The 24,489-nt window shown below is 55.5% G+C and carries 19 protein-coding genes and 1 riboswitch; of the genes, 13 read left to right on the top strand and 6 right to left on the bottom strand.

What is annotated here, in order from left to right:
* Positions 1 to 13: 13 nt before the first annotated feature.
* On the bottom strand, positions 14 to 2,515 hold the full coding sequence (ptsP, locus tag ACOTXD_RS19525) for a phosphoenolpyruvate--protein phosphotransferase (RefSeq protein WP_058658240.1): 2,502 nt from the start codon (positions 2,513 to 2,515) through the stop codon (positions 14 to 16).
* Between the two features lie 305 nt (positions 2,516 to 2,820).
* Here ptsP and ACOTXD_RS19520 point away from each other — a divergent pair, with 305 nt between their 5' ends.
* Genes ACOTXD_RS19520 through ACOTXD_RS19500 form a run of 5 tightly spaced genes read left to right on the top strand, consistent with a single transcriptional unit; the run spans position 2,821 to position 7,784 of the window.
* On the top strand, positions 2,821 to 3,900 hold the full coding sequence (locus ACOTXD_RS19520) for a PTS fructose transporter subunit EIIC (RefSeq protein WP_061856745.1): 1,080 nt from the start codon (positions 2,821 to 2,823) through the stop codon (positions 3,898 to 3,900).
* 14 nt (positions 3,901 to 3,914) lie between these two features.
* Positions 3,915 to 4,235: a PTS fructose-like transporter subunit IIB gene (locus ACOTXD_RS19515; protein WP_023326311.1), complete on the top strand. Its 321-nt coding sequence runs from the start codon at positions 3,915 to 3,917 to the stop codon at positions 4,233 to 4,235.
* A 51-nt stretch (positions 4,236 to 4,286) separates the two neighbouring features.
* Complete coding sequence (locus ACOTXD_RS19510) at positions 4,287 to 6,584, top strand: formate C-acetyltransferase (protein ID WP_061856746.1); 2,298 nt, start codon at positions 4,287 to 4,289, stop codon at positions 6,582 to 6,584.
* The gene (locus ACOTXD_RS19505; RefSeq protein WP_045343484.1) at positions 6,550 to 7,425 is read left to right on the top strand and encodes a [formate-C-acetyltransferase]-activating enzyme; all 876 of its coding nucleotides are present in this window, start codon (positions 6,550 to 6,552) and stop codon (positions 7,423 to 7,425) included. Before ACOTXD_RS19510 ends, ACOTXD_RS19505 begins: the two co-directional genes overlap by 35 nt.
* 2 nt (positions 7,426 to 7,427) lie before the next feature.
* On the top strand, positions 7,428 to 7,784 hold the full coding sequence (locus tag ACOTXD_RS19500; protein ID WP_045343485.1) for a PTS fructose-like transporter subunit IIB: 357 nt from the start codon (positions 7,428 to 7,430) through the stop codon (positions 7,782 to 7,784).
* On the opposite strand, the gene ACOTXD_RS19495 is transcribed toward ACOTXD_RS19500, so the two are convergent.
* From ACOTXD_RS19495 to argE, 3 genes are all read right to left on the bottom strand, one after another.
* Entirely contained in the window at positions 7,771 to 8,619 is an 849-nt protein-coding gene (locus ACOTXD_RS19495) for a helix-turn-helix transcriptional regulator (RefSeq protein WP_045343486.1), read from the bottom strand. The two genes, ACOTXD_RS19500 and ACOTXD_RS19495, sit on opposite strands and share 14 nt — an antisense overlap.
* Before the next feature lie 102 nt (positions 8,620 to 8,721).
* Positions 8,722 to 11,373 carry a phosphoenolpyruvate carboxylase gene (ppc, locus tag ACOTXD_RS19490; RefSeq protein WP_045343487.1) on the bottom strand — a complete coding sequence of 884 codons (2,652 nt, stop codon included), beginning with the start codon at positions 11,371 to 11,373 and terminating at the stop codon, positions 8,722 to 8,724.
* Positions 11,374 to 11,644: 271 nt separating this feature from the next.
* On the bottom strand, positions 11,645 to 12,796 hold the full coding sequence (gene argE, locus ACOTXD_RS19485) for an acetylornithine deacetylase (protein WP_003862050.1): 1,152 nt from the start codon (positions 12,794 to 12,796) through the stop codon (positions 11,645 to 11,647).
* Positions 12,797 to 12,884: 88 nt separating this feature from the next.
* Here argE and argC point away from each other — a divergent pair, with 88 nt between their 5' ends.
* From argC to oxyR, 4 genes are all read left to right on the top strand, one after another.
* On the top strand, positions 12,885 to 13,889 hold the full coding sequence (gene argC / locus ACOTXD_RS19480) for an N-acetyl-gamma-glutamyl-phosphate reductase (RefSeq protein WP_061856747.1): 1,005 nt from the start codon (positions 12,885 to 12,887) through the stop codon (positions 13,887 to 13,889).
* Positions 13,890 to 13,895: 6 nt separating this feature from the next.
* Positions 13,896 to 14,672, top strand: coding sequence for an acetylglutamate kinase (argB, locus tag ACOTXD_RS19475; RefSeq protein WP_086527949.1), 777 nt, complete (start codon positions 13,896 to 13,898; stop codon positions 14,670 to 14,672).
* Positions 14,673 to 14,777: 105 nt separating this feature from the next.
* Positions 14,778 to 16,151 (top strand): argininosuccinate lyase, encoded by a 1,374-nt coding sequence (gene argH, locus ACOTXD_RS19470; RefSeq protein ID WP_061856748.1) that lies wholly within the window; start codon positions 14,778 to 14,780, stop codon positions 16,149 to 16,151.
* 305 nt (positions 16,152 to 16,456) lie between these two features.
* Positions 16,457 to 17,374, top strand: coding sequence for a DNA-binding transcriptional regulator OxyR (gene oxyR / locus ACOTXD_RS19465; RefSeq protein WP_003862055.1), 918 nt, complete (start codon positions 16,457 to 16,459; stop codon positions 17,372 to 17,374).
* Here oxyR and sthA read toward each other — a convergent pair.
* Complete coding sequence (sthA, locus tag ACOTXD_RS19460) at positions 17,357 to 18,757, bottom strand: Si-specific NAD(P)(+) transhydrogenase (protein ID WP_061856749.1); 1,401 nt, start codon at positions 18,755 to 18,757, stop codon at positions 17,357 to 17,359. The two genes, oxyR and sthA, sit on opposite strands and share 18 nt — an antisense overlap.
* Positions 18,758 to 18,953: 196 nt before the next feature.
* Here sthA and fabR point away from each other — a divergent pair, with 196 nt between their 5' ends.
* Together fabR and ACOTXD_RS19450 are read left to right on the top strand one after the other, a co-directional pair.
* Complete coding sequence (gene fabR / locus ACOTXD_RS19455; protein ID WP_003862059.1) at positions 18,954 to 19,592, top strand: HTH-type transcriptional repressor FabR; 639 nt, start codon at positions 18,954 to 18,956, stop codon at positions 19,590 to 19,592.
* 9 nt (positions 19,593 to 19,601) lie between these two features.
* Complete coding sequence (locus ACOTXD_RS19450) at positions 19,602 to 19,961, top strand: YijD family membrane protein (RefSeq protein ID WP_003862061.1); 360 nt, start codon at positions 19,602 to 19,604, stop codon at positions 19,959 to 19,961.
* Between the two features lie 90 nt (positions 19,962 to 20,051).
* On the opposite strand, the gene trmA is transcribed toward ACOTXD_RS19450, so the two are convergent.
* Positions 20,052 to 21,152, bottom strand: coding sequence for a tRNA (uridine(54)-C5)-methyltransferase TrmA (gene trmA, locus ACOTXD_RS19445; RefSeq protein WP_003862063.1), 1,101 nt, complete (start codon positions 21,150 to 21,152; stop codon positions 20,052 to 20,054).
* A 104-nt stretch (positions 21,153 to 21,256) separates the two neighbouring features.
* Positions 21,257 to 21,432: riboswitch (cobalamin riboswitch) on the top strand.
* Positions 21,433 to 21,498: 66 nt separating this feature from the next.
* Here trmA and btuB point away from each other — a divergent pair.
* Both btuB and murI read left to right on the top strand, forming a co-directional pair.
* The gene (gene btuB / locus ACOTXD_RS19440) at positions 21,499 to 23,349 is read left to right on the top strand and encodes a TonB-dependent vitamin B12 receptor BtuB (RefSeq protein WP_045346533.1); all 1,851 of its coding nucleotides are present in this window, start codon (positions 21,499 to 21,501) and stop codon (positions 23,347 to 23,349) included.
* Positions 23,294 to 24,145: a glutamate racemase gene (gene murI, locus ACOTXD_RS19435; RefSeq protein WP_061856750.1), complete on the top strand. Its 852-nt coding sequence runs from the start codon at positions 23,294 to 23,296 to the stop codon at positions 24,143 to 24,145. The genes btuB and murI overlap by 56 nt, the downstream gene beginning before the upstream one ends.
* Positions 24,146 to 24,489 lie beyond the last annotated feature (344 nt).

The raw sequence follows: 24,489 nt of genomic DNA, 5'->3' as shown, positions 1-24,489 counted from the left end.
ACTCTTCCTCGTTTTACAGTTCTAATTCGTGTTGTAGCAGGGAAGCAATCGCCTCCCCTGAGCTGGCGTTAACCAGCGCATTGCGGAAATCCTCATGCATGATGCGGCGTGCCAGTCGGGAGAAAATACGCATATGCTGATCGCCCGCGGCGTGTTTATTCAGCGTTAGCATGATGATGAATTGTGCTTCTTCATCTCCCCACATGACGGGGGCTTTCAGGCGTGCAACGCTGATGGTGGATTGCTCAATGTGCTCCGATTTGCTGTGCGGGATAGCAAAGCTAAAGCCGAGCCCGGTGGAGAAGACCGCTTCGCGTGCCCACAGATCGGCCTCCAGCTTGCGTGGGTAGCGGCAACGTCCTGCGAGCAGCAGGTTATCGGTCATTCCTTTCATGACCTCTTCTTTGCTGTTCCAGTCATTGTCCAGTGAAATGCAGCGAGGTGTAACCAGAGGTGTGTCCTGCTGATTCATGCGGAACTGCGCCAGCAGGTGCTCCACTTCAAGCGAAGTGCGACACGCCATGGCCTGATTCAGCAACTGGCGGCAGGCGCGGCTATCAAGCTGAGCCAGACGCGCTTTGGTTGCCGGGATAGCGGGCGACCCCATGCTCAGCTCGTCCAAACCCAGACCCACCAGCAATGGCAACACCGAGCCTTTTGCACCCAGTTCGCCGCACAGGCCAATCCATTTCCCCTGGCGATGGACGGCTTGTACCGCGTAATCCAGCGCCCTCAGGAAGGCCGGGTTCAGGCTGTTGTAATGGCGTGTGACTTTGGCGTTATCGCGATCAACAGCCAGCAGATACTGCGTCAGGTCATTGCTACCGATGCTAAAGAAATCAATCTCTTCGCAACACTGGTCGATGATAAACATCACCGAAGGGACTTCCAGCATGATGCCAAGCGGGATTTTCTCATCAAACGGAATATGCTCAGCGCGGAGCTGTTGTTTCGCTTCGGCAAGTTTCTCTTTCACCCACAGGATCTCTTCCATGGAAGAGATCATCGGGATCATGATCTTCAGGCTGCCGTGAGCAGAGGCGCGCAGGATCGCCCGAAGCTGGGTGGTGAAAAGCACTGCATACTCTTCGTAAATACGTACGGCGCGGTAACCGAGGAACGGGTTATTTTCGGCCGGGATCTTCAGGTACTCTACCGGCTTATCGCCGCCGATATCCATGGTCCGCACGATGATGCTGCGCCCGTTTGCACTTTCCAGTGCCTGACAGAAAATGTTGTAGAGCTCGTTTTCACCGGGCGCGCTGCTGCGGTCCATATAAAGCATTTCGGTGCGAAACAGGCCAACGCCCTCGGCGCCGTTCTCAAAGGCTGCCTGCGCTTCCACCGCATGGGCGATGTTCGCGGCAATCTCAACCCGCAGGCCGTCGGCGGTTCTGGCTTCCCGGTCCAGCCAGATGCCCTGCTGCTCGCGTAGTGCCTGTTGTACCCGTGCTTCCTGTCGGTAGTAGCGCGCCACCGCATCGCTTGCATCGACCACGACGGCACCAGCATTGCCATCAATAAATACGGATTGATTGCGCCACTGCAACAGGCTTTCACCGTCGACGCCCACCAGCGTCGGAATATTAAAGGAACGTGCAAGAATAACCGTGTGCGAGGTTGTTCCACCGCTTTTTAACAGCAGCCCTTTGAGCAGAGTTTTATCCAGTTCCAGGAACTGGCCGGGCGTGAGGTCGTCAGCAAGGCAGACGCTCGGCTGCGTCAGTTGCCCCGGAGACGGGAAACGCGCTTCACCGTAGATATGCTGTAAAAGCTGATAGCAGACGTCGCGAACGTCCAGCACACGCTCCTGCAAATACGTGCTGCTGGAACGAGAGAACGTTTCGCAGAAATGGTTCGCCGTGGCGATGATGGCCTGGGCGCAGCTTAAGCCCCGGTTGACCCCTGACAGGAGGTGCTGGCGCAGCGAGGTATCCGTAGCCAGCGAACGATGGGCTTCAAGAACGGCGCTGGCGGTGCTGTCGCTGTCCAGCGCGCGCAGCTCAATGTTTTTCACCAGCAGGGTGAGACCATTATCCAGTGCTAACTGCTCATCTCCTTCGTCTTTCGCTTCGGGTAAATCTGACAGTGCGTTGAGATCCAGCGAGGCCAGCAAGGTCAACACGCCCTGGGCGCTACCGCTGCAAACGGGCAGGGCGCGGAAAAGCGTTGGATTAAGGCGCGCGAGGGATTCTGGCAGCGGATCGCGCTCAATATTAATGGCTTCTGCGAGCGGCGCATCACAGTGTGGGAACTCTTCCCGGAGCCATTGTTCCAGTTGCTGATAGGCGTTCTGCTCATCTTCACCTTGGATCACCAGACGACAGGCATCGCCTGCCAGCGTATCGGTGCCAATGACTGCCAGTGCGCTCTTGGCATTCCCTTTACGGTCTGTGCGCAGGTTGTGCCATTCGATTTGCGAGATAAACGTATTGCACAGCGTTTCCACATGACTTGCCGGACGCGCGTGAACACCGTTGGGTAATTCACAGGTAAATTCCACTACGAGAGCCATACACACTCCTGAAATCAATCCTCATTCATTGGGCAACAGCATACGAGTGTGTTGATGACGCGCGCCATGTGACAAATCTGCCAAAAGCTGGACAAATGTAATGTCACGTGGAAAGTGAGATTTGACTCACAGGTTATGGTCCTTTGTCTTATGCGTAACGTCTATCAGAAATGTCGAGGCGGATCGCATTTTTATTTCGACATTACAAAAATCCAGTAAATGGCCTTTTTGTCTCCTGTCCGCCGTCTTCCTGATTGCCTATTGTTTGCCACAACATCTTTATGGTTTTAGGGCAGGAGCGACATATGAAAGAGTTGGTGCATATTCTCAAGAACACGCGGCAGCATCTGATGACCGGGGTGTCGCACATGATCCCTTTTGTGGTCTCGGGCGGCATTCTGCTGGCGGTTTCGGTCATGTTGTATGGCAAAGGCGCGGTGCCCGATGCCGCAACTGATCCCAACCTGAAAAAGCTCTTTGATATCGGCGTGGCGGGGTTAACGCTGATGGTGCCATTCCTCGCCGCCTATATCGGCTATTCCATTGCAGAACGCGCCGCGCTGGCTCCCTGTGCAATTGCCGCCTGGGTGGGCAACAGCTTCGGTGCCGGGTTCTTTGGCGCGATTATCGCCGGGATTTTCGGTGGGATTGTCGTTTGGTACCTGAAAAAACTGCCGGTCCCGAAAGTGCTGCGCTCCGTTATGCCAATTTTCATCATCCCGATTATCGGCACGTTTATCACAGCAGGCATCATGATGTGGGGGCTTGGCGAGCCTGTAGGCGCACTGACCACCGGCCTTACCCAGTGGCTGCAAGGAATGCAGCAGGGCAGCATTGTGGTACTCGCCATTATTATCGGTCTCATGCTGGCGTTCGATATGGGCGGCCCGGTCAACAAAGTGGCGTATGCCTTCATGCTGATTTGCGTTGCGCAGGGCGTCTATACCGTCGTTGCAATTGCCGCCGTGGCTATTTGCATACCACCGCTAGGATTAGGCCTGGCGACGCTGATTAATCGCAAGAATTTTACCGGTGAAGAGCGTGAAGCGGGTAAGGCTGCATTAGTGATGGGCTGCGTGGGGGTCACCGAAGGGGCCATTCCGTTCGCTGCTGCTGATCCTCTGCGCGTTATTCCCTCCATCATGCTGGGATCCGCATGTGGCGCAGTGACGGCCGCCGTGATGGGCGCACAATGCTATGCCGGTTGGGGCGGGCTCATCGTTCTCCCTGTGGTGGAGCGCAAGCTGGGCTACATCGTGGCGGTTGCCGTGGGGGCTGTGGTGACGGCCATTAGCGTTAACGTGCTGAAGAGTTTTGCACGCAAGAATGCAAAACAGGTCGAGGAAAAAGAGGACGACCTGGATCTGGATTTCGAAATTAACTGATTGAGGAAAAGAACATGGCCCGAATTATCGCAGTAACAGCATGTCCGTCAGGCGTTGCCCATACCTACATGGCGGCCGAAGCGCTGGAAAGTGCCGCCAAAGCTAAAGGTTGGGAAGTGAAGGTTGAAACGCAAGGGTCGATTGGCCTGGAGAACGAACTGACGGCAGAAGACGTTGCCGCCGCAGATATGGTGATCCTGACCAAAGATATCGGCATTAAATTCGAAGAGCGCTTTGCCGGGAAAACCATTGTACGCGTCAATATCAGCGACGCGGTAAAACGCGCCGACGCCATCATGAACAAAATTGATGCCCACCTGGCGCAAACCGCCTGACGCTCTCCCGCCCTTCGGGGCGGGCTCGTTTTCCGTTACAGGAGTTCCCTCATGACAAATCGTACCCAGCGTTTGAAAGACGCACTTTTTGCCAGTCCACGTGAAATCTCGCTTGAGCGTGCTTTGCTCTATACCGCCAGCCATCAGCAGACGGAGGGCGAGCCGGTTATCCTCAGGCGAGCAAAAGCCACGGCGTACATTCTTGACCATGTGAACATCGCGATTCGTGATGAGGAACTGATTGCCGGAAACCGGACCGTTAAACCGCGCGCGGGCATTATGTCCCCTGAGATGGATCCGTACTGGCTGCTTAAGGAGCTGGACCAGTTTTCCACACGTCCGCAGGACCGCTTCGAGATCGGCGAAGCGGATAAGCAGATCTACCGCGACGTGCTGTATCCCTACTGGGAAAAACGGTCGATGAAAGATTTCATCAACAGCCAGATGACGGATGAGGTGAAAGCCGCTGTAGGGACGCAAATTTTCAGCGTCAACCAGACGGACAAAGGGCAGGGGCATATCATTATTGATTATCCGCGCCTGCTGAATAACGGGCTGGGTGCGCTGGTGGCGCAAATGCGAGAATATTGTGCCCGCGATGCGCAGAACACGTTCTATGCCGCCGCGCTGATTCTGCTTGAAGCCTCCCAGCGCCATATTCTGCGCTATGCTGCGCTGGCTGAAACGCTTGCAACCGTCTGTGATGACGCTTCACGGCATGAAGAGCTACGAAAGATTGCCGAAATCTCGCGTCACAACGCGCAGCATAAGCCGCAAACGTTCTGGCAGGCGTGTCAGCTGTTCTGGTATATGAACGTCATTTTGCAATACGAATCTAACGCCAGCTCGCTTTCTATCGGGCGCTTCGACCAGTATATGCTGCCCTTTTATCAGGCTTCGCTTTCGCAGGGGGACGATCCCGCATTTCTGAAAGAGCTACTGGAATCGCTGTGGGTGAAATGCAATGACGTGGTGCTTTTACGTTCGACGAGTAGCGCACGTTATTTTGCTGGTTTCCCGACGGGTTATACCGCGTTGTTGGGCGGTTTAACGGAGAGCGGTCGTAGCGCAGTGAATGTGCTTTCCTTCCTGTGCCTGGATGCTTACCAAAGCGTTCAGCTTCCTCAACCGAACCTTGGCGTACGGGTTAATGAACTTATCGACCGACCTTTCCTGCTTAAAACGGCAGAGACGATCCGCCTGGGCACTGGTATTCCGCAGATTTTCAATGATGAAGTGGTGGTACCCGCTTTCCTGAATCGGGGTGTGTCGCTGGAGGATGCGCGCGACTACGCGGTGGTAGGCTGTGTAGAACTGTCAATTCCGGGTAAAACCTACGGTCTGCACGATATCGCGATGTTTAACCTGCTGAAAGTAATGGAAATCGCGATGCTGGAGAACGAAGGCAATTCAACGCTGAGTTATGAAGGCTTGCTGGACCATATTCGGGCCAAAATTAACCACTACATTGCGCTGATGGTTGAGGGGAGCAACATTTGCGATATCGGCCATCGAGACTGGGCACCGGTACCGTTGCTCTCTTCATTTATCAGCGATTGCCTTGAATCAGGGAAAGATATTACCGACGGCGGGGCGCGATATAACTTTTCTGGCGTTCAGGGGATCGGGATAGCCAACCTGAGTGATTCACTGCACGCCCTGAAAGGGCTGGTCTTTGAACAGCATCGCTTAAGTTTTGATGAGCTCTTAGCCGTGTTAAAAGCGAACTTTGCCACCCCTGAGGGAGAAAAGGTGCGTGCAAGGTTGATCAATCGCTTCGAAAAATACGGCAATGATATCGATGATGTCGACAATATCAGCGCTGAACTGTTGCGCCATTACTGTAAAGAGGTCGAAAAATACCGGAACCCGCGCGGCGGACAGTTCACGCCAGGCTCTTATACCGTATCGGCGCACGTGCCGCTGGGGGCGGTGGTGGGAGCTACACCGGATGGCCGCTTTGCCGGAGAGCAACTGGCTGACGGTGGGCTCTCCCCGATGCTTGGGCAAGATATGCAGGGCCCAACGGCGGTACTTAAATCGGTAAGCAAGCTGGATAACTATCTGTTATCTAACGGTACGCTGTTAAACGTTAAATTTACCCCTGCGACGCTGGAAGGCGATGCCGGGCTGCAAAAGCTGGCGGATTTCCTTCGTGCTTTCACCCAGCTTAAGTTGCAGCATATCCAGTTCAACGTGGTGAACGCGGAAACATTGCGTGAAGCGCAACAGCGTCCACAGGATTTTGCCGGGCTGGTGGTGCGCGTTGCTGGCTACAGCGCCTTCTTTGTTGAGTTATCGAAGGAGATCCAGGATGACATTATCCGCCGCACAGCGCATCAGCTGTGACGTGGTTGAAACGCACGCCGAGGTGGCGCGTATTTTCAATATCCAGCGCTACTCATTGAATGACGGTCGCGGCATCCGTACGGTGGTCTTTTTTAAAGGTTGTCCTCATCGCTGTCCGTGGTGTGCGAATCCGGAGTCGATTTCACCGAAAATCGAAACGGTGCGCAGAGAAAGCAAATGTCTTCACTGCGCACCCTGTTTGCGGGACGTCGATGAGTGCCCCTCCGGCGCATTTGAGCCTATTGGGCGGGATGTTACGCTGGAGGAGCTGGTAAGCGAGGTAATGAAAGACGATGTTTTCTTTCGTTCCTCTGGAGGTGGGGTGACGCTCTCGGGTGGCGAAGTGTTGCTGCATGCGCCTTTCGCGACAAAATTTCTACAGGGTTTACGCCGTTTCGGCGTGCATACGGCCATCGAAACGGCAGGCGATGCCCCTTTGTCCCGATTAATGCCGCTGGCTCGCCAGTGTGATGAAGTGTTGTTTGATTTAAAGATCATGGACGCGGATCTGGCCCAATCGATTGTGGCAATGAATCTTCCCAGAGTGCTGGATAATTTCCGCCAGCTGGTGGCTGACGGGATAAACGTGATTCCTCGTGTGCCGCTTATTCCTGGCTATACGCTTAACGAAACGAACATGGCGCGCGTGCTGGCTTTCCTGCTACCTTCAGGAATACGGCAACTGCATTTATTGCCCTTTCATCAGTATGGGGAGCCAAAATACCGTCTGCTGGGACAGGAGTGGGGAATGCGGCAAGCGACCCCTCCGACAGAAGATGAGGTGTCAGCGATGCGTCAACTGGCAGAGCGCGAAGGTTTCAATGTTACCGTGGGAGGCTGAACATGACAGTGATAACGGGACGTCATCTGGTGGCGGTGACCGCGTGTGTCAGTGGCGTCGCACATACCTATATGGCTGCCGAACGTCTGGAAAAGCTCTGCCAGCAGGAGAAGTGGAGCGTTAACATTGAGACGCAGGGAGCGCTGGGTGTTGAGTGCGAGCTTACGGAAGACGACATACGGCGAGCCGATGTCGTATTGCTCATTACCGATATCGAACTGGCGGGCAGCGAACGTTTCGAGCATGCGCGCTACGTGAAGTGCGGTATTAGCGCCTTTTTACGCGACCCACAAAAGGTGATGGGGGCGGTGCGTAAAATGTTAGCCGCTCCGCAGCATACTCAGGTCATTCTGGACTAATGACCTTCCCGGTGAGCTGGCTGTGATACTGGCGACGGTATTCTGACGGCGAACGCTCGGTGTTTTTACGAAACAACCGGCAGAAATAGTTGCTGTCGACAAATCCGCAGGCATGCGCCACCTCTTTCACTTTCAAATCATATCCTTTCAGTAACTGGCGCGCGTGTTCCAGTCGGGTGTGCGTCAGGTACTCATTGAAACCCACTGCGCCCGTTTTCTGGAACAGATGCGACAGGTAGTTTGGGGAGATATAAAACGCCTGCGCGACGGATTCCCGGGTAAGGGGAGTGGCGTAGTGTTCGTCAATATAGACCCGAATTGCTTCAAACAAAGCCTGGCTGCGGGAGGCGGTTTGGATCTGACTACCCAGCAGGTCGACGCAGTGGCTAAGCAGGCTGGCAATAATCAGCCGCGCGGTTTGTTGCTCATGCGGTTGCATCTGCATTTCATGAAGCGTCTGTAAGAGTAGCGATCCAATACGGGGACCGCGGCGGGCAACGTGCTGCTTTGTCAGGTTTCGAACGTCTATACCATTCCAGTGCAAAAGGCTAAACCCAAGCTGCTGTTTGCCAAACAGGATGCTCAGCGTTGTTGCGGGTGCTTGCCATTGTGGATTATTCCAGCCGCCAGCCGGGACGTATAAAACATCACCCTGCTGTAAAACGCAGCCAGCCTGGTCTTTCATCGAACCTTCGATCGCGATCTCCAGACGTGGAAAATCGACCTGCAAGGCAAGTTCGGGGGCGGAGGTAGCGGAGTTTGCAAAATGCACCTGACGCAGCGGCGTTGTGCCGTTGATCAGGTTAGTCAGGATCTGGGTAATGTCGTGGTGCATGGTGTGGATACCAGGGTATTGCCCGGCGGCGCTGGTGCTTGCCGGGCCTACGAAAAGCCTATTTTAGGGCGGGTAAGCGTAAGCGCCACCTGGCAAAACCGATCAACCGGTGTTACGCATACCTGCCGCAACGCCTGCTATCGTTACCATCAGCGCCTGTTCAACGCGTGGATCCGGCTCTTTACCTTCCTCTTCCGCCAGACGCGAACGGTGCAGCAGTTCAGCCTGTAAAACGTTCAGCGGGTCGGTGTAGATGTTACGCAGCTGGATAGACTCGGCGATCCACGGCAGGTCTTCCATCAGGTGGGAGTCATTGGCGATATCCAGCACCACTTTGATGTCGCCTTCCAGCAGTTCGCGCAGCTCTTTGCCCAGCGCCCACAGCTCCGGCTTCACCAGGCGCTGATCGTAGTATTCCGCCAGCCACAGGTCGGCCTTCGAGAAGACCATCTCCAGCATTCCCAGACGGGTAGAGAAGAATGGCCAGTCGCGGCACATGGTTTCCAGTTCGCTCTGCTTACCGTCTTCCACCACTTTTTGCAGCGCCGCACCGGCACCCAGCCAGGCTGGCAGCATTAAGCGGTTTTGCGTCCAGGCGAAGATCCATGGAATGGCGCGCAGGGATTCAACACCGCCGGTCGGACGACGCTTGGCCGGGCGCGAACCCAGCGGCAGTTTACCCAGCTCCTGTTCAGGCGTGGCCGAGCGGAAGTAAGGGACAAAGTCTTTGTTTTCACGCACGTAGCCGCGGTACAGATCGCAGGAGATGTCAGACAGTTCGTCCATAATCCGGCACCAGGATTCTTTTGGCTCCGGCGGCGGCAGCAGGTTGGCTTCGAGGATCGCGCTGGTATAAAGCGACAGGCTGCTGATGGTCACTTCCGGCAGGCCGTACTTGAAGCGGATCATCTCGCCCTGCTCGGTCACGCGCAGGCCGCCTTTCAGGCTTCCTGGTGGTTGAGAGAGCAGCGCCGCGTGTGCAGGCGCACCGCCACGACCAATTGAGCCACCGCGTCCGTGGAACAGGGTCAGCTCGATACCGGCTTTCTCACAGGTTTTGATCAGTGCATCCTGTGCCTGATACTGCGCCCAGGAGGCTGCCATCACCCCCGCATCTTTCGCGGAGTCGGAATAGCCGATCATCACCATCTGTTTGCCCTGAATAAAGCCGCGATACCAGTCGATGTTCAGCAGCTGGGTCATCACGTCGTTAGCGTTGTTCAGGTCGTCGAGAGTCTCAAATAGCGGTGCTACCGGCAGAGCATAGTCAATGCCCGCTTCTTTCAGCAGAAGGTGAACGCCCAGCACGTCGGACGGGGTCTTCGCCATGGAGATCACGTAGGCGGCCACAGATCCTTTCGGCGCATCTACAATCGCTTTACAGGTGTTGAGCACTTCGCGGGTGTCATTGCTTGGCTCCCAGTTGCGCGGCAGCAGCGGGCGCTTGGAGTTCAGCTCGCGGATCAGGAACGCCTGTTTGTCGGCTTCTGACCAGCTTTCGTAGTCGCCAATGCCGAGGTAGCGGGTCAGCTCGCCCAGCGCTTCGGTATGACGGGTACTTTCCTGACGAACGTCGATACGCACCAGCGGCACGCCGAAACACTTCACGCGGCGCAGGGTGTCGAGCAGTTCGCCGTTGGCAATGATGCCCATCCCACAAGCCTGGAGCGATTTATAGCAGGCGTATAGAGGCTCCCAGAGCTGTTCGTTCTGGCTCAGCAGACCTTCCGGCTTCGGCAGGCGCTGGCCTTTCAGGCGCGCTTCCAGCCAGGCCTGAGTGGCCATCAGCTGACCGCGCAGCTTTTTCATCAGGAAGCGGTACGGCTCGCTGGCGCCTTCTTCACCGGCCAGCGCGCGCAGTTCCGGCGTCGCTTCCACCATCGACAGCTCGGAGATCAGCACCTGAATATCTTTCAGGAACAGGTCGGTTGCTTTCCAGCGGCTCAGCAGCAGGACGTGACGGGTGATTTCCGCCGTCACGTTCGGGTTGCCGTCGCGGTCGCCGCCCATCCAGGAGGTGAAGCGAACCGGCACAAAGTCGACCGGCAGGCGATAGCCCAGATTTTCTTCCAGCTGTTCGTTCAGCTCGCGCAGGTAGTTGGGTACCCCTTCCCACAGGCTGTTTTCCACCACCGCAAAGCCCCACTTGGCTTCGTCGACCGGGCTTGGGCGATGCTTACGAATTTCATCGGTGTGCCAGGACTGGGCAATCAGCTGGCGCAGGCGGCGCATAAGCTGGTTACGTTCGTAGTCGGCGATGTCTTTGTTATCCAACTGCTTCAGACAGTTGTTCACTTCCACCATTTTGTGGATCAGCGTACGACGGGTGATTTCGGTTGGGTGTGCGGTCAGCACCAGCTCCAGCGAAAGGGATTCCACCGCTTTTTTGATGGTCGCTTCGTTGAGGTCGGGCTGGTCTTTGAGTTTACGAAGGGTGCGGGCAATGACTTCCGGGTTGCTGGCCGCTTCGCCTTTTGGCGAAATGCTGTGGTATTGCTCAGCGGTGTTTGCCAGGTTCAGGAACTGGCTGAAGGCGCGGGCAACGGGCAGCAGCTCATCGTTGGAGAGGTTCTGCAAGGTGGTGAGCAGCTCCTGGCGACTGGCCTCGTTACCGGCGCGGGAAGATTTGGACAGCTTGCGGATGGTTTCAACGCGGTCGAGGATGTTCTCCCCCAGTGCGTCTTTGATGGTATCTCCAAGCACTTTGCCGAGCATACTGACATTACTACGCAACGCGGAATATTGTTCGTTCATAAAAACCCAGTCACCCCATCATTTTTGTTTATGCCCATGCGAAAATCTTCTGGACATTATTTTGTCATCTCCCTTTATAAAGCCACGTAAAACCCCCGTCGTCAATTGCTGCGAAAACGGTTCAGCAGACGAATAAATGCGGGCAATTTACGAAATTTAATTCGCATTGCGTCAGATAAGAGATGCTTATGGAAATGTGACGGTGATCATGCGATTTGTTGCCCTCACCCTAACCCTCTCCCACAGGGAGAGGGGACTTTTCGGTGCGGTTTTAATGCCAGCAGAAGTGATGCACAACCTGGGTAATGAGTTCGCGGGTGGGCTTGATGAAGCGGGTTTCGAGATATTCGTCCGGCTGGTGTGCCTGGTTGATGGAGCCAGGGCCCAGAACCAGCGTCGGGCACAGCGTCTGAATAAACGGCGCTTCGGTGCAGTAGTTCACCACGTCGGTTTTCTCGCCGAGCAGTTTTTCCACTACCTGAACCAGCTGATGGTCAGGCGGGCATTCGTAGCCTGGAATCGGCGGATGCAGTTCGGAGACCGTCAGACGGCCCGGCCAGCGCTCGCTGACCGGTGCCAGCGCTTCGTTCAGTAAGCCATCCAGATCGCTCAGCGTCATGCCCGGCAGAGGACGGATATCCATATGCAGTTCGCAGCAGGCGCAGATACGGTTGGACGCATCACCGCCGTGCAGGCTGCCGAGGTTAAGCGTTGGGTAAGGCACGGTGAACGCCTCGTAGTGATAGCGCTCTTTCAGATCGTCGCGCAGGGTCATGATGCGGCCAATCGCGTCATGCATCAGCTCAATGGCGTTCACGCCGCGCGCCGGATCGCTGGAGTGGCCAGACTGGCCCAGTACGCGCACCGCGGTAGAAATATGGCCTTTGTGCGCCCGAATCGGTTGCAGAGAGGTCGGTTCGCCGATGATCGCGCAGTCAGGACGAATCGATGTGTTTTCAGAGAAATAACGTGCGCCCGCCATGCTGGTCTCTTCATCGGCGGTCGCCAGAATGTAGAGCGGTTTTTTCAGCTTCGTCACGTCCACGTCACGCAGCGCGTCGAGGATAAAGGCGAAGAAGCCTTTCATGTCGGCGGTGCCCAGACCATAAAGCTTGTTGTCATGCTCGGTCAGCGTGAACGGATCGCGCGTCCAGCGGCCATCATCAAACGGCACGGTGTCAGTGTGCCCAGCCAGCAGCAGGCCGCCCGCGCCATGTCCGGTACTGGCGAGCAGGTTAAATTTGTGGCGTGTTCCGGGGACGGGCTGAACCTCAACGTTAAACCCAAGATCGCTAAACCAACCCGCCAGCAGATTGATTAAAGACTCATTGCTCTGATCCAGGGCTTCTTCCGTCGCGCTGATGGAGGGTGTGGCGATCAGGGCGCGGTAAATCTCGATAAATGGCGGTAAGTTCATTTTCATTGTTGACACACCTTAGGTCGTGATAGTATCAATATTCATGCAATAAATGTGAATAAAAATACATTAACGTTGAGCATAAAGGAACCCGATGTTGAATACGCTGATTGTAGGCGCTAGCGGTTATGCGGGCGCAGAGCTTGTAAGCTACGTAAATCGCCACCCTCATATGACCATAACCGCTTTGACCGTGTCAGCGCAAAGCAATGATGCCGGAAAGTTAATTTCCGATTTGCATCCACAGCTTAAGGGCGTGGTTGATTTGCCTTTGCAGCCCATGTCTGACATCAGCGAGTTTACCGACGGCGTTGACGTGGTGTTTTTAGCCACCGCACACGAGGTCAGTCACGACCTGGCGCCGCAGTTCCTGGCAGCCGGATGCGTGGTGTTCGATCTCTCCGGCGCGTTCCGCGTTAACGACGGCGCGTTCTACGAAAAATATTACGGTTTCACCCACCAGCATCCGGATCTGCTTGAAAAAGCGGTCTACGGCCTGGCGGAGTGGAGCGCAGATAAACTGAAAGAAGCGAACCTGATTGCCGTTCCGGGATGCTACCCGACGGCGGCGCAGCTTTCCCTGAAGCCGCTGATCGACGCGGGCCTGCTGGATCTGAACCAGTGGCCGGTGATCAACGCCACCAGCGGCGTGAGCGGTGCAGGACGCAAGGCGGCGATTTCCAACAGCTTCTGCGAAGTGAGCCTTCAGCCGTATGGCGTGTTTAACCACCGTCATCATCCTGAAATCACGACGCATCTGGGCGCGGACGTCATTTTCACCCCGCATCTGGGCAGCTTCCCGCGCGGGATCCTCGAAACCATTACCTGCCGCCTGAAGCCGGGCGTGACCCAGGCGCAGGTGAGCGAGGCCTTCATGCAGGCATACGCGGATAAACCGCTGGTGCGTCTGTACGACAAAGGCGTGCCGGCGCTGAAAAATGTGGTCGGCCTGCCGTTCTGCGATATCGGCTTTGCCGTGCAGGGTGAGCATCTCATCGTGGTGGCAGCAGAAGATAACCTACTCAAAGGCGCTGCCGCACAGGCAATGCAGTGTGCAAATATTCGTTTCGGCTTCCCTGAAACGCAGGCTCTTATTTAAGGTGTGATGATGAATCCATTAATTATCAAACTCGGTGGTGTACTGCTGGACAGCGAAGAAGCGCTGGAGCGCCTGTTTAACGCACTGGTGAACTATCGTGAATCACACCAACGTCCGCTGGTGATTGTGCACGGCGGCGGCTGTGTGGTGGATGAGCTGATGAAAGGGCTCAACCTGCCGGTGAAAAAGAAAAATGGCCTGCGCGTGACGCCTGCCGACCAGATTGACATCATTACCGGCGCGCTGGCGGGCACGGCGAACAAAACGCTGCTGGCCTGGGCGAAGAAGCACCATATCGCCTCCGTTGGCCTCTGTCTGGGCGATGGCGATAGCGTGAAAGTGACCCAGCTCGACGAAGAGCTTGGCCATGTTGGACTGGCGCAGCCGGGTTCGCCTAAGCTGATTAACACCCTGCTGGAAGGCGGTTTCCTGCCGGTGGTGAGCTCAATCGGCGTGACCGAAGAGGGCGAGCTGATGAACGTTAACGCTGACCAGGCGGCAACCGCGCTGGCGGCCACGCTGGGCGCAGACCTGATCCTGCTCTCCGACGTGAGCGGCATACTGGACGGCAAAGGCCAGCGTATTGCGGAAATGACCGCCGCAAAAGCCGAGCAGCTGATCGATCAAGGCATTATCACCGACGGCATGATTGTTAAAGTGAATGCGGCGCTGGATGCGGCCCGCACGTTGGGTCGCCCGGTGGATATCGCCTCCTGGCGGCACGCGGAGCAACTCCCGGCGCTGTTTAACGGTACGCCGATTGGTACGCGTATTCTGGCTTAAGTTTCTGTGCCGGATGGCGCTTTGCTTATCCGGCCTACGTGAATTTTGTAGGCCCGGTAAGCGCAGCGCCACCGGGCAAAAATATCATCATTAAGGAAATTCGTTATGGCACTTTGGGGTGGGCGTTTTACACAGGCAGCGGATCAGCGGTTCAAACAGTTCAACGACTCTTTGCGCTTCGACTACCGCCTGGCCGAACAGGATATTGTCGGCTCTGTGGCCTGGTCCAAAGCGCTGGTGACCGTTGGCGTGCTGACCGCAGACGAACAGCAGCAGCTGGAAGAGGCGCTGAACAATCTGCTGGAAGAGGTGCGTCTGGATCCGCAGCAAATCCTCCAGAGCGATGCTGAAGATATTCACAGCTGGGTGGAAGGCAAACTGATCGACAAAGTCGGCCAGTTGGGTAAAAAGCTCCATACCGGGCGTAGCCGTAATGACCAGGTGGCGACCGACCTGAAGCTGTGGTGCAAAGAGACCGTCGGCGAACTGCTGGCGGCGAATCGTCAGTTGCAGGGCGCGCTGGTGGACACCGCGCAGAACAATCAGGACGCGGTGATGCCGGGTTATACCCACCTGCAACGCGCGCAGCCGGTGACGTTCGCGCACTGGTGTCTGGCCTATGTTGAGATGCTGGCGCGTGATGAGAGCCGTTTACAGGATACCTTAAAGCGTCTGGACGTGAGCCCGCTGGGCAGCGGCGCGCTTGCCGGCACGGCTTATGAAATTGACCGTGAGCAGCTGGCAGGCTGGCTGGGCTTTGCCTCCGCCACCCGCAATAGTCTGGACAGCGTCTCTGACCGTGACCACGTGCTGGAACTGCTCTCAAATGCGTCTATCGGGATGGTGCACCTGTCGCGCTTTGCCGAAGACCTGATCTTCTTTAACTCTGGCGAAGCCGGGTTTATGGAGCTGTCCGACCGTGTGACGTCCGGCTCCTCCCTGATGCCGCAGAAGAAAAACCCGGACGCGCTGGAGCTGATCCGCGGGAAATGTGGCCGCGTGCAGGGTGCGCTGACCGGTATGATGATGACCCTGAAAGGGCTGCCGCTGGCGTACAACAAAGACATGCAGGAAGACAAAGAGGGGCTGTTCGACGCGCTCGACACCTGGCTGGACTGTCTGCATATGGGCGCGCTGGTGCTGGACGGCATTCAGGTGAAACGTCCGCGCTGCCAGGAAGCGGCGCAGCAGGGGTATGCTAACTCTACCGAACTGGCGGACTACCTGGTGGCGAAAGGCGTACCGTTCCGCGAGGCGCACCATATTGTGGGTGAAGCGGTAGTGGAAGCGATTCGTCAGGGTAAAGCCCTTGAAGAGCTGGCGCTTGCCGACCTGCAAAAATTCAGCGCGGTTATCGGGGATGATGTCTACCCGATTCTGGCCCTGCAATCCTGCCTGGATAAGCGTGCAGCGAAAGGCGGCGTGTCACCGAAGCAGGTAGCGCAGGCGATTGCGGATGCGAAAAACCGGTTGGTTTAAACCGTGCGGGCTGGTGCCCTCACCCCGTCCCTCTCCCACTGGGAGAGGGAGAAAAACGGAGCCTGGCTTAGTGCTGGGCTTTTTTTTACGCAAAAAAAAGCGGACCACGGGGTCCGCAAAAGTTCACGTTGGCTTTAGTTTTTCGAGTTTTGAGAGAAACTCGCTGACGGTGCGGGGACGTCAAGGGTCAAACACGTGCCGCCTCGTCTATGTGATGTATTATTCAACAGAATGCTTGATAGGGATAATCGTTCGTTGCTATGCTATCTATCGCCATGAACTATCGTGGCGACGGAGGATGAATAATGAATATTCGTGATCTTGAATACCTGGTAGCGTTAGCTGAGCATCGCCATTTTCGCCGCGCGGCAGACTCCTGCCATGTCAGCCAGCCAACGCTGAGCGGTCAGATCCGCAAGCTGGAAGATGAGCTGGGCGTGATGCTGCTGGAGCGCACCAGTCGTAAAGTACTGTTCACGCAGGCAGGTCTGCTGCTGGTGGATCAGGCGCGCACCGTACTGCGCGAGGTCAAAGTGCTTAAGGAAATGGCAAGCCAGCAGGGGGAAGCGATGTCCGGCCCGCTGCATATTGGCCTGATCCCAACCGTTGGCCCGTACCTGTTGCCGCAAATCATTCCGATGCTGCACCAGACGTTCCCGAAACTCGAAATGTACCTGCATGAAGCGCAAACCCATCAGCTGCTGGCGCAGTTAGACAGCGGTAAGCTCGACTGTGCGATTCTGGCGCTCGTTAAAGAGAGTGAAGCGTTTATTGAAGTACCGCTGTTCGATGAGCCGATGATGCTGGCGATCTATGAAGATCACCCGTGGGCGAACCGCGATCGCGTACCGATGGCCGATCTGGCCGGTGAAAAACTGCTGATGCTGGAAGACGGCCACTGTCTGCGCGATCAGGCGATGGGCTTCTGCTTCGAAGCGGGTGCCGATGAAGATACCCATTTCCGCGCAACCAGCCTGGAAACGCTGCGTAATATGGTGGCGGCGGGAAGCGGTATTACGCTGTTGCCGGCGCTGGCGGTGCCGCACGAGCGTAAACGTGATGGCGTGGTCTATCTGCCGTGTATTAAGCCGGAGCCGCGACGTACGATTGGCCTGGTTTATCGCCCGGGTTCACCGCTGCGCAGCCGCTATGAGCAGCTGGCAGAGGCCATCCGCGGTGCGATGGATGGCCATTTTGACAGCGCGTTAAAACAGGCGGTTTAAGCCGTTCAGCGCAGCGACCCGATAAGCTTCCGCCATGGTCGGGTAGTTAAAGGTGGTGTTAACGAAGTACTCAATGGTGTTGCCACCACCTTTTTGCTCCATGATCGCCTGGCCGATATGAATGATTTCCGCCGCGCGTTCACCGAAGCAGTGAATACCGAGGATCTCTTTCGTCTCGCGATGGAACAGGATCTTCAGTGTACCCACGCTCATTCCCACGATTTGCGCCCGCGCCAGATGTTTAAACTGGGCACGACCCACCTCGTAAGGCACCTTCATGGCCGTCAGCTGCTGCTCGGTTTTGCCGACAGAACTGATTTCCGGAATGGTGTAGATGCCCGTCGGGATATCTTCAATCAGATGCGCCGTCGCTTCACCTTTCACCAGCGCCTGTGCGGCGATGCGGCCCTGATCGTAAGCGGCGGAGGCCAGGCTTGGGTAACCAATCACGTCGCCCACCGCGTAAACGTGCGGCAGCGCAGTCTGGTACATGCTGTTGACCTTGAGCTGACCGCGGCTGTCGGTTTCAAGCCCGATATTCTCCAGCTGCAATGAATCCGTGTTGCCGGTACGGCCGTTGGCATACAGCAGGCAGTCGGCTTTCAGCTTCTTACCGGATTTCAGGTGCATGATCACACCGTCATCGCAGCCTTCGATTTTCTCGTACTCTTCGTTGTGGCGAATCACCACGCCACTGTTCCAGAAGTGGTAGGAGAGGGAATCTGACATCTCCTGATCGAGGAATGCCAGCAGCCGGTCGCGGGTGTTGATCAAATCAACTTTGACCTCCATTCCGCGGAAGATCGACGCATATTCACAGCCAATCACCCCCGCACCATAAATGATCACATGGCGTGGCTCGTGGTGCAGGCTGAGGATGGAGTCGCTGTCGTAAATGCGCGGGTGCGAGAAATCCACGTCTGCCGGATGGTAAGGACGGGAGCCGCAGGCGATCACAAATTTTTCAGCGGTGAGCGTCTCAACCGAACCGTCGTGGCACTCCAGCGCCAGGATGTGTTCATCCACAAAATGCGCGTTCCCTTGCAGAATTTCACAGTGGTTGCGCTCATAGAAACCCTGACGCATGCGCGTCTGCTGGTTAATGACCGTGTCTGCGTGATTCAGGATATCGGCAAAGGAGGAGCGAAGAAGTCGGGAGTGGTCGCTGTAAAGAGGGTTCTGGTTAAATTCGATAATGCGGCTAACGGCGTGGCGGAGGGCTTTCGAAGGGATGGTGCCCCAGTGGGTGCAACCGCCGCCGACATTATGGTAGCGCTCAATAACCGCTACTCTGGCTCCCTGTTTTACCAGACCCATAGCAGCACCTTCGCCGCCGGGGCCGGAACCAATAACTATTGCGTCGTAATCGTAGGAATGTGGCATGGCAAGGCTTACCTGTTCTTATACATAAAAGCAACAGAATCATAACATCATTGCCAGGGTAACCCAATTATCGTTGTGCTTTTTTCGGGCAGTGGAGCACAAACCGCGCGTAAACAATCATTCACAAAGTCAGGTAAACAGATTAATTTTATTCTCTGGTATAGTGCCAACGGGCCTTTGGAAGGATTCAACTATCGTGATGGGCGTAAGAGCACAACAAAAAGAGAAAACCCGGCGTTCGCTGGTGGAAGCCGCATTCAGTCAACTGAGTGCTGAGCGGAGTTTTGCCAGTTTGAGCCTGCGTGAAGTGGCGCGCGAGGCCGGGATTGCGCCAACGTCCTTCTATCGTCATTTCCGTGATGTGGATGAACTGGGCCTGACCATGGTCGACGAGAGCGGTTTGATGCTGCGCCAGCTTATGCGTCAGGCGCGTCAGCGTATCGCCAAGGGCGGCAGCGTGATCCGCACTTCCGTGTCGACATTTATGGAATTTATCGGCAATAACCCTAACGCGTTTCGCCTGCTGTTGCGTGAGCGTTCCGGAACGTCAGCCGCGTTTCGTGCCGCCGTCGCGCGTGAAATTCAGCATTTCATCGCGGAACTTGCCGACTATCTTGAACTCGAAAACCATATGCCGCGTGCGTTTACTGAAGCACAGGCTGAGGCGATGGTGACGATTGTGTTCAGCGCGGGTGCTGAAGCGCTGGATGTCAGCATTGAACAACGTAAGCAACTCGAAGAGCGACTGGTATTGCAGCTGCGGATGATTTCTAAAGGTGCGTACTACTGGTATCGCCGTGAACAAGAGAAGTTGGCACATCAAAACGATGAGTGAAGGTGAGTAATGAAACAGTCAGGTCAGGATAAAGGAACGCTGTTGCTGGCATTGATCGCTGGCTTATCCATTAATGGTACGTTTGCGGCGGTTTTCAGCTCAATTGTACCGTTCTCGATTTTCCCGATTATCGCGCTGGTGCTGACGGTGTACTGCCTGCATCAACGTTATCTGAACCGCACGATGCCAGTTGGGTTACCGGGACTGGCCGCAGCCTGTTTTATTCTGGGTGTATTGCTTTATAGCACGGTGGTGCGCGCGGAGTATCCGGATATTGGCTCTAACTTCCTGCCTGCGGTACTGTCTGTGGCGCTGGTGTTCTGGATTGGCTCTCGCATGCGTAGCCGCAAGAGCGAGTTGCCGGAGTAGAGAAGGGTTTTGTAGTCGTTGTAGGGCAGGTAAGCGAAGCGCCACCTGCCAAAAAATGCCGGATGGCGCTACGCTTATCCGGCCTAAAGATTATCGTGCAGTAAGCAGTACGCCGCACTCCATATGGTGCGTATACGGGAACTGATCGAACAGCGCCAGACGTTCAACCTTGTGCGTCTGGCTCAATGTTTCCAGATTCTTGCACAGCGTCTCCGGGTTACAGGAGATGTACAAAATACGCGGGTACGCCTGCACCATCTTCTCGGTTTCGCTGTCCAGGCCACTGCGCGGCGGATCGACAAAAATTGTCTCACACTGGTAGCTCTTCAAATCAATCCCTTGCAGGCGGTTAAACTCGCGTACGCCGTTCATCGCCTGGGTAAACTCTTCTGCCGCCATACGAATAATTTGTACGTTATCAATATGGTTAGCGGCGATGTTGTACTGCGCGGCTGCCACCGACGGTTTGGCGATTTCCGTCGCCAGCACGCGTTCGAAGTTACGCGCCAGCGCCAGCGAGAAGTTGCCGTTACCGCAGTAGAGTTCCAGCAGATCGCCCTTAGACCCTTCCGTCGCCTTCAACGCCCACTCCAGCATCTGCACGTTCATGGCGGCATTCGGCTGGGTGAAGCTGTTCTCCACCTGACGGTAAACCATCTCTTTTCCTGCCACCGGCAGACGCTCGTCGATGTAATCCTGGTCCAGCATGATTTTGGTTTTGGTCGCGCGGCCAATCAGGTGCACGTTGATATTCTGCGCGCGCAGCGCATCGCGCAGGGCTTCTGCCTGCTCGCGCCACTCGTCAGTCAGTGCTTTGTGATAGAGCAGAGAAACAATGGCCTGATTGCTTTGGGTGGTCAGGTAGTCAATCTGGAACAGCTTGTTGCGCAGTACCGGATTGTTGCGCACACCGTCGATCATCAGCGTCATCAGCTGGTTGATAAGCTCACTCGCCGCCGGAAAACTGTCTACGCGAATACGGGATTTCGTCTGCTGATCGAAAATGATGTGGTACAGGTCATCGCCATCGTGCCAGATGCGGAACTCAGCGCGCATACGGTAGTGGCTGACCGGAGAACGAAACACCTCGGGAACGGGCGCGTTGAAAGGCGTCATCATACTTTGCAGGCGGACAACTTTTTCTGCCAGCTGTGCGTCGTACTGTTCTGTCGGGAGGTGTTCGGGGGTCATGATGCGTCCTGAGTGATAAAGAATTACGCGGGGATTGTAGGGATTGTGCAGTGGATGTCCAGATTTAATGGCTAATAGCTATCTGGACATCTATACGTGTCTAATTGTAGCATTCTGTTTCCGGTCTCCTGAGAGTGAAAAGGGAATCCAGTGCAAATCTGGAGCTGACGCGCAGCGGTAAAGACTGGCGGGATGAGAGTTGCAGACACTGTGAAAATGGGAAGTCTTCATCCGTATAACGCCACCCAGCCCGAAGACCTGCCGGGATCACGTCGCATTTGGTTTCATCATCGCGTGCTATCGGTGAGGCCTGCGGCATCCTTCTTATATTGTGGATGCTTTAACAATGATTAAAAAAGTATCGCTGTTGACGGTGTTTTCCGTCACGGCATTTTCGGGCTGGGCGCAGGAAAGTGCCGACTCGTTGGTGGTGACAGCAAACCGTTTCGAACAACCAGCAAAAACCGTTCTGGCTCCGACCTCCGTCGTGACGCGTGAGGATATTGAACGCTGGCAGGCAACGAGTGTTGTGGAAATCATGTCACGCCTGCCGGGTGTGGACATCGCACAAAGCGGCGGGATGGGGTCGACCTCTTCAACGTTTATTCGCGGTACGGAATCCCGCCATGTTCTGGTACTGATTGATGGTATCCCTCTGAATAATGCCGGGATCAGCAACGTTCCCGATTTAAGCCAAATTCCGACGTCGCTGATTCAGCGTATTGAGTACATTCGCGGCCCACGTTCGGCGCTGTATGGCTCCGACGCGATTGGCGGTGTGATTAACATCATTACCGGGCGCGACAAGCCGGGTGCGGAAATTTCTGCGGGTGTCGGTTCAAAGGGGTATCAAAACTATAACGGTGCCTTCCAGCAGGTGTTCGATAAAACCAAAATCACCATGGCCGGTGATTATACCTATACCCGTGGTTTTGATATTGCCGCAAAAGATGCCCCGCGCCAGCCAGACCGCGATGGTTTTATGAGTAAATCGCTGTTTGGCTCGGTGGAGCAGCAGTTTACCGACAGCGTCAGCGGATTCGTCCGTGGCTTTGGCTACGATAACCGCTCCGCGTATGACGGTTACGATCACTATGGCGCGACCGGCATTGATGGGCGGCCGGACACGCGTCAGGTTTACAGCCAGAACTGGGACACCGGGTTGCGCTATAACCAGGGTATTTTCCAGTCACAGCTGGTGGCAGGGTATGGCCGTAGCAAAGATCAGAACTATGATCCGAAAAAAGGCCGCTACGCTGACTCCGCAACCATGGATGACGTGAAGCAGTACACCACCCAGTGGCTGAATACGGTTGAAGTGGGGCACGGCAATATCGGCGCGGGTCTGGACTGGCAGAAGCAGAAAACCCAGGCGGGTACGGGCTATCTGGAAAAAGGTTACGAACAACGTAATACCGGCGTGTTCCTTTCGGCGATGCAGCAGTTCAACAGCGTGACGCTGGAAGCGGCGGCGCGTAATGACGATAACTCTAACTTTGGCAATCATGCCACCTGGCAGACCAGCGCCGCATGGGAGTTCATCGACGGGTATCGCATCATCGGTTCTTACGGCACAGCGTATAAAGCGCCGACCATGAGCCAGATCCACAGTAAGGATTACGGCAATCCGGACCTGAAGCCAGAAGAGAGTAAGCAGTGGGAAGGTGGTTTTGAAGGCCTGACGGGGCCGGTAAACTGGCGCGTGACGGGTTATCGTAATGATATTGATAACCTGATTAACAGCGACCCGCGGACCTACCGTTATTACAACGTGGATGAGGCTCGCATCAAAGGGATTGAGGCGACGGCGCAGTTCGATACCGGACCGGTAGGGCACCAAATTTCCTATGACTACGTCGACCCGCGCAATGCGAAAACCAACGAAGTCCTGGCACGTCGCTCAAAGCAGCAGGTTAAGTATCAGCTTGACTGGCAGGTGTGGGATCTCGACTGGAATCTGGCGTACCGTTATCTGGGCACTCGCTATGACGTTGCCGTTGATCCGAATACCTATGCAACAGAACGCGTGAAAATGGGCGGCGTCAGCCTGTGGGACGTCGCGGTTTCATATCCCGTCACCTCTCATCTCACAGTTCGTGGTAAAATAGCCAACCTGTTCGATAAAGATTACGAGACAGTTTATGGCTACCAAACTGCAGGACGGGAATACACCTTGTCTGGCAGCTACACCTTCTGATCCGCGTCCCACCGTGCTGGTGTTTGATTCCGGCGTCGGTGGGCTTTCGGTCTATGATGAGATTCGGCAGCTCCTGCCGGATCTCCATTACATCTACGCCTTCGATAACGTCGCGTTCCCGTATGGGGAAAAGAGTGAAGACTTTATTGTTGAGCGTGTGGTTGAAATCGTCACCGCGGTACAAAAGCGCTACCCCCTGGCGCTGGCGGTCATTGCCTGTAATACGGCAAGCACGGTCTCTCTTCCTGCCCTGCGCGAAAAATTCCCGTTCCCGGTTGTGGGCGTTGTTCCGGCAATCAAACCTGCGGCGCGTCTGACGGCGAACGGCATTGTGGGGTTGCTGGCTACGCGTGGTACGGTAAAACGTCCTTATACGCGTGAGCTTATTGAGCGCTTTGCCAATGAATGCCAGATCGCCATGCTCGGCTCCGCGGAGCTGGTGGAAATGGCGGAAGCGAAACTGCACGGCGAGACGGTATCGCTTGAAGAGCTGCGTCGTATTCTGCGTCCATGGCTGCGGATGCAGGAACCACCGGATACGGTTGTTCTCGGCTGTACCCATTTCCCGCTATTACAGGAAGAGCTGTTAAAGGTTCTGCCTGAAGGGACCCGGCTGGTGGATTCCGGTGCTGCGATTGCGCGTCGGACGGCCTGGTTGCTGGAACACGAGGCGCCGGATGCGAAATCCGCTGATGCGAACATCGCTTTTTGTGTGGCGATAACAAAAGAAACTGAACAACTTTTGCCCGTTTTACGTCGTTATGGCTTTGAAACGCTCGAAAAACTGGCGCTGTAGCACGGTTTTGAGCAAAAAAGAGACGGTTGAACGTTTTTTTTCAAAGAGGGGTTGTCAACGTCTGAGAACTCCCTATAATGCGCCTCCACTGACACGGAACAACGGCTTGCAAGCCGCCGGGGCAGCGGGGTTCAGAGATGAACGCCAACAGAGAAAAGTGAAAATAATTGCTTGACTCTGAATGAGGAAAACGTAATATACGGGACCTCGCAACGATGTGCTGAAAGCCGCGTTGCAACTGCTCTTTAACAATTTATCAGACAATCTGTGTGGGCACTCAAAGTGACATGGATTCTTAACGTCCTCGGACGAAAAATGAATACCAAGTCTCAACGAGTGAACAC

Source organism: Enterobacter cloacae complex sp. CDL013, from assembly GCF_049238805.1.
Classification (GTDB): domain Bacteria; phylum Pseudomonadota; class Gammaproteobacteria; order Enterobacterales; family Enterobacteriaceae; genus Enterobacter; species Enterobacter hormaechei_C.
This window is presented reverse-complemented; position numbering and strand designations above follow the sequence as displayed.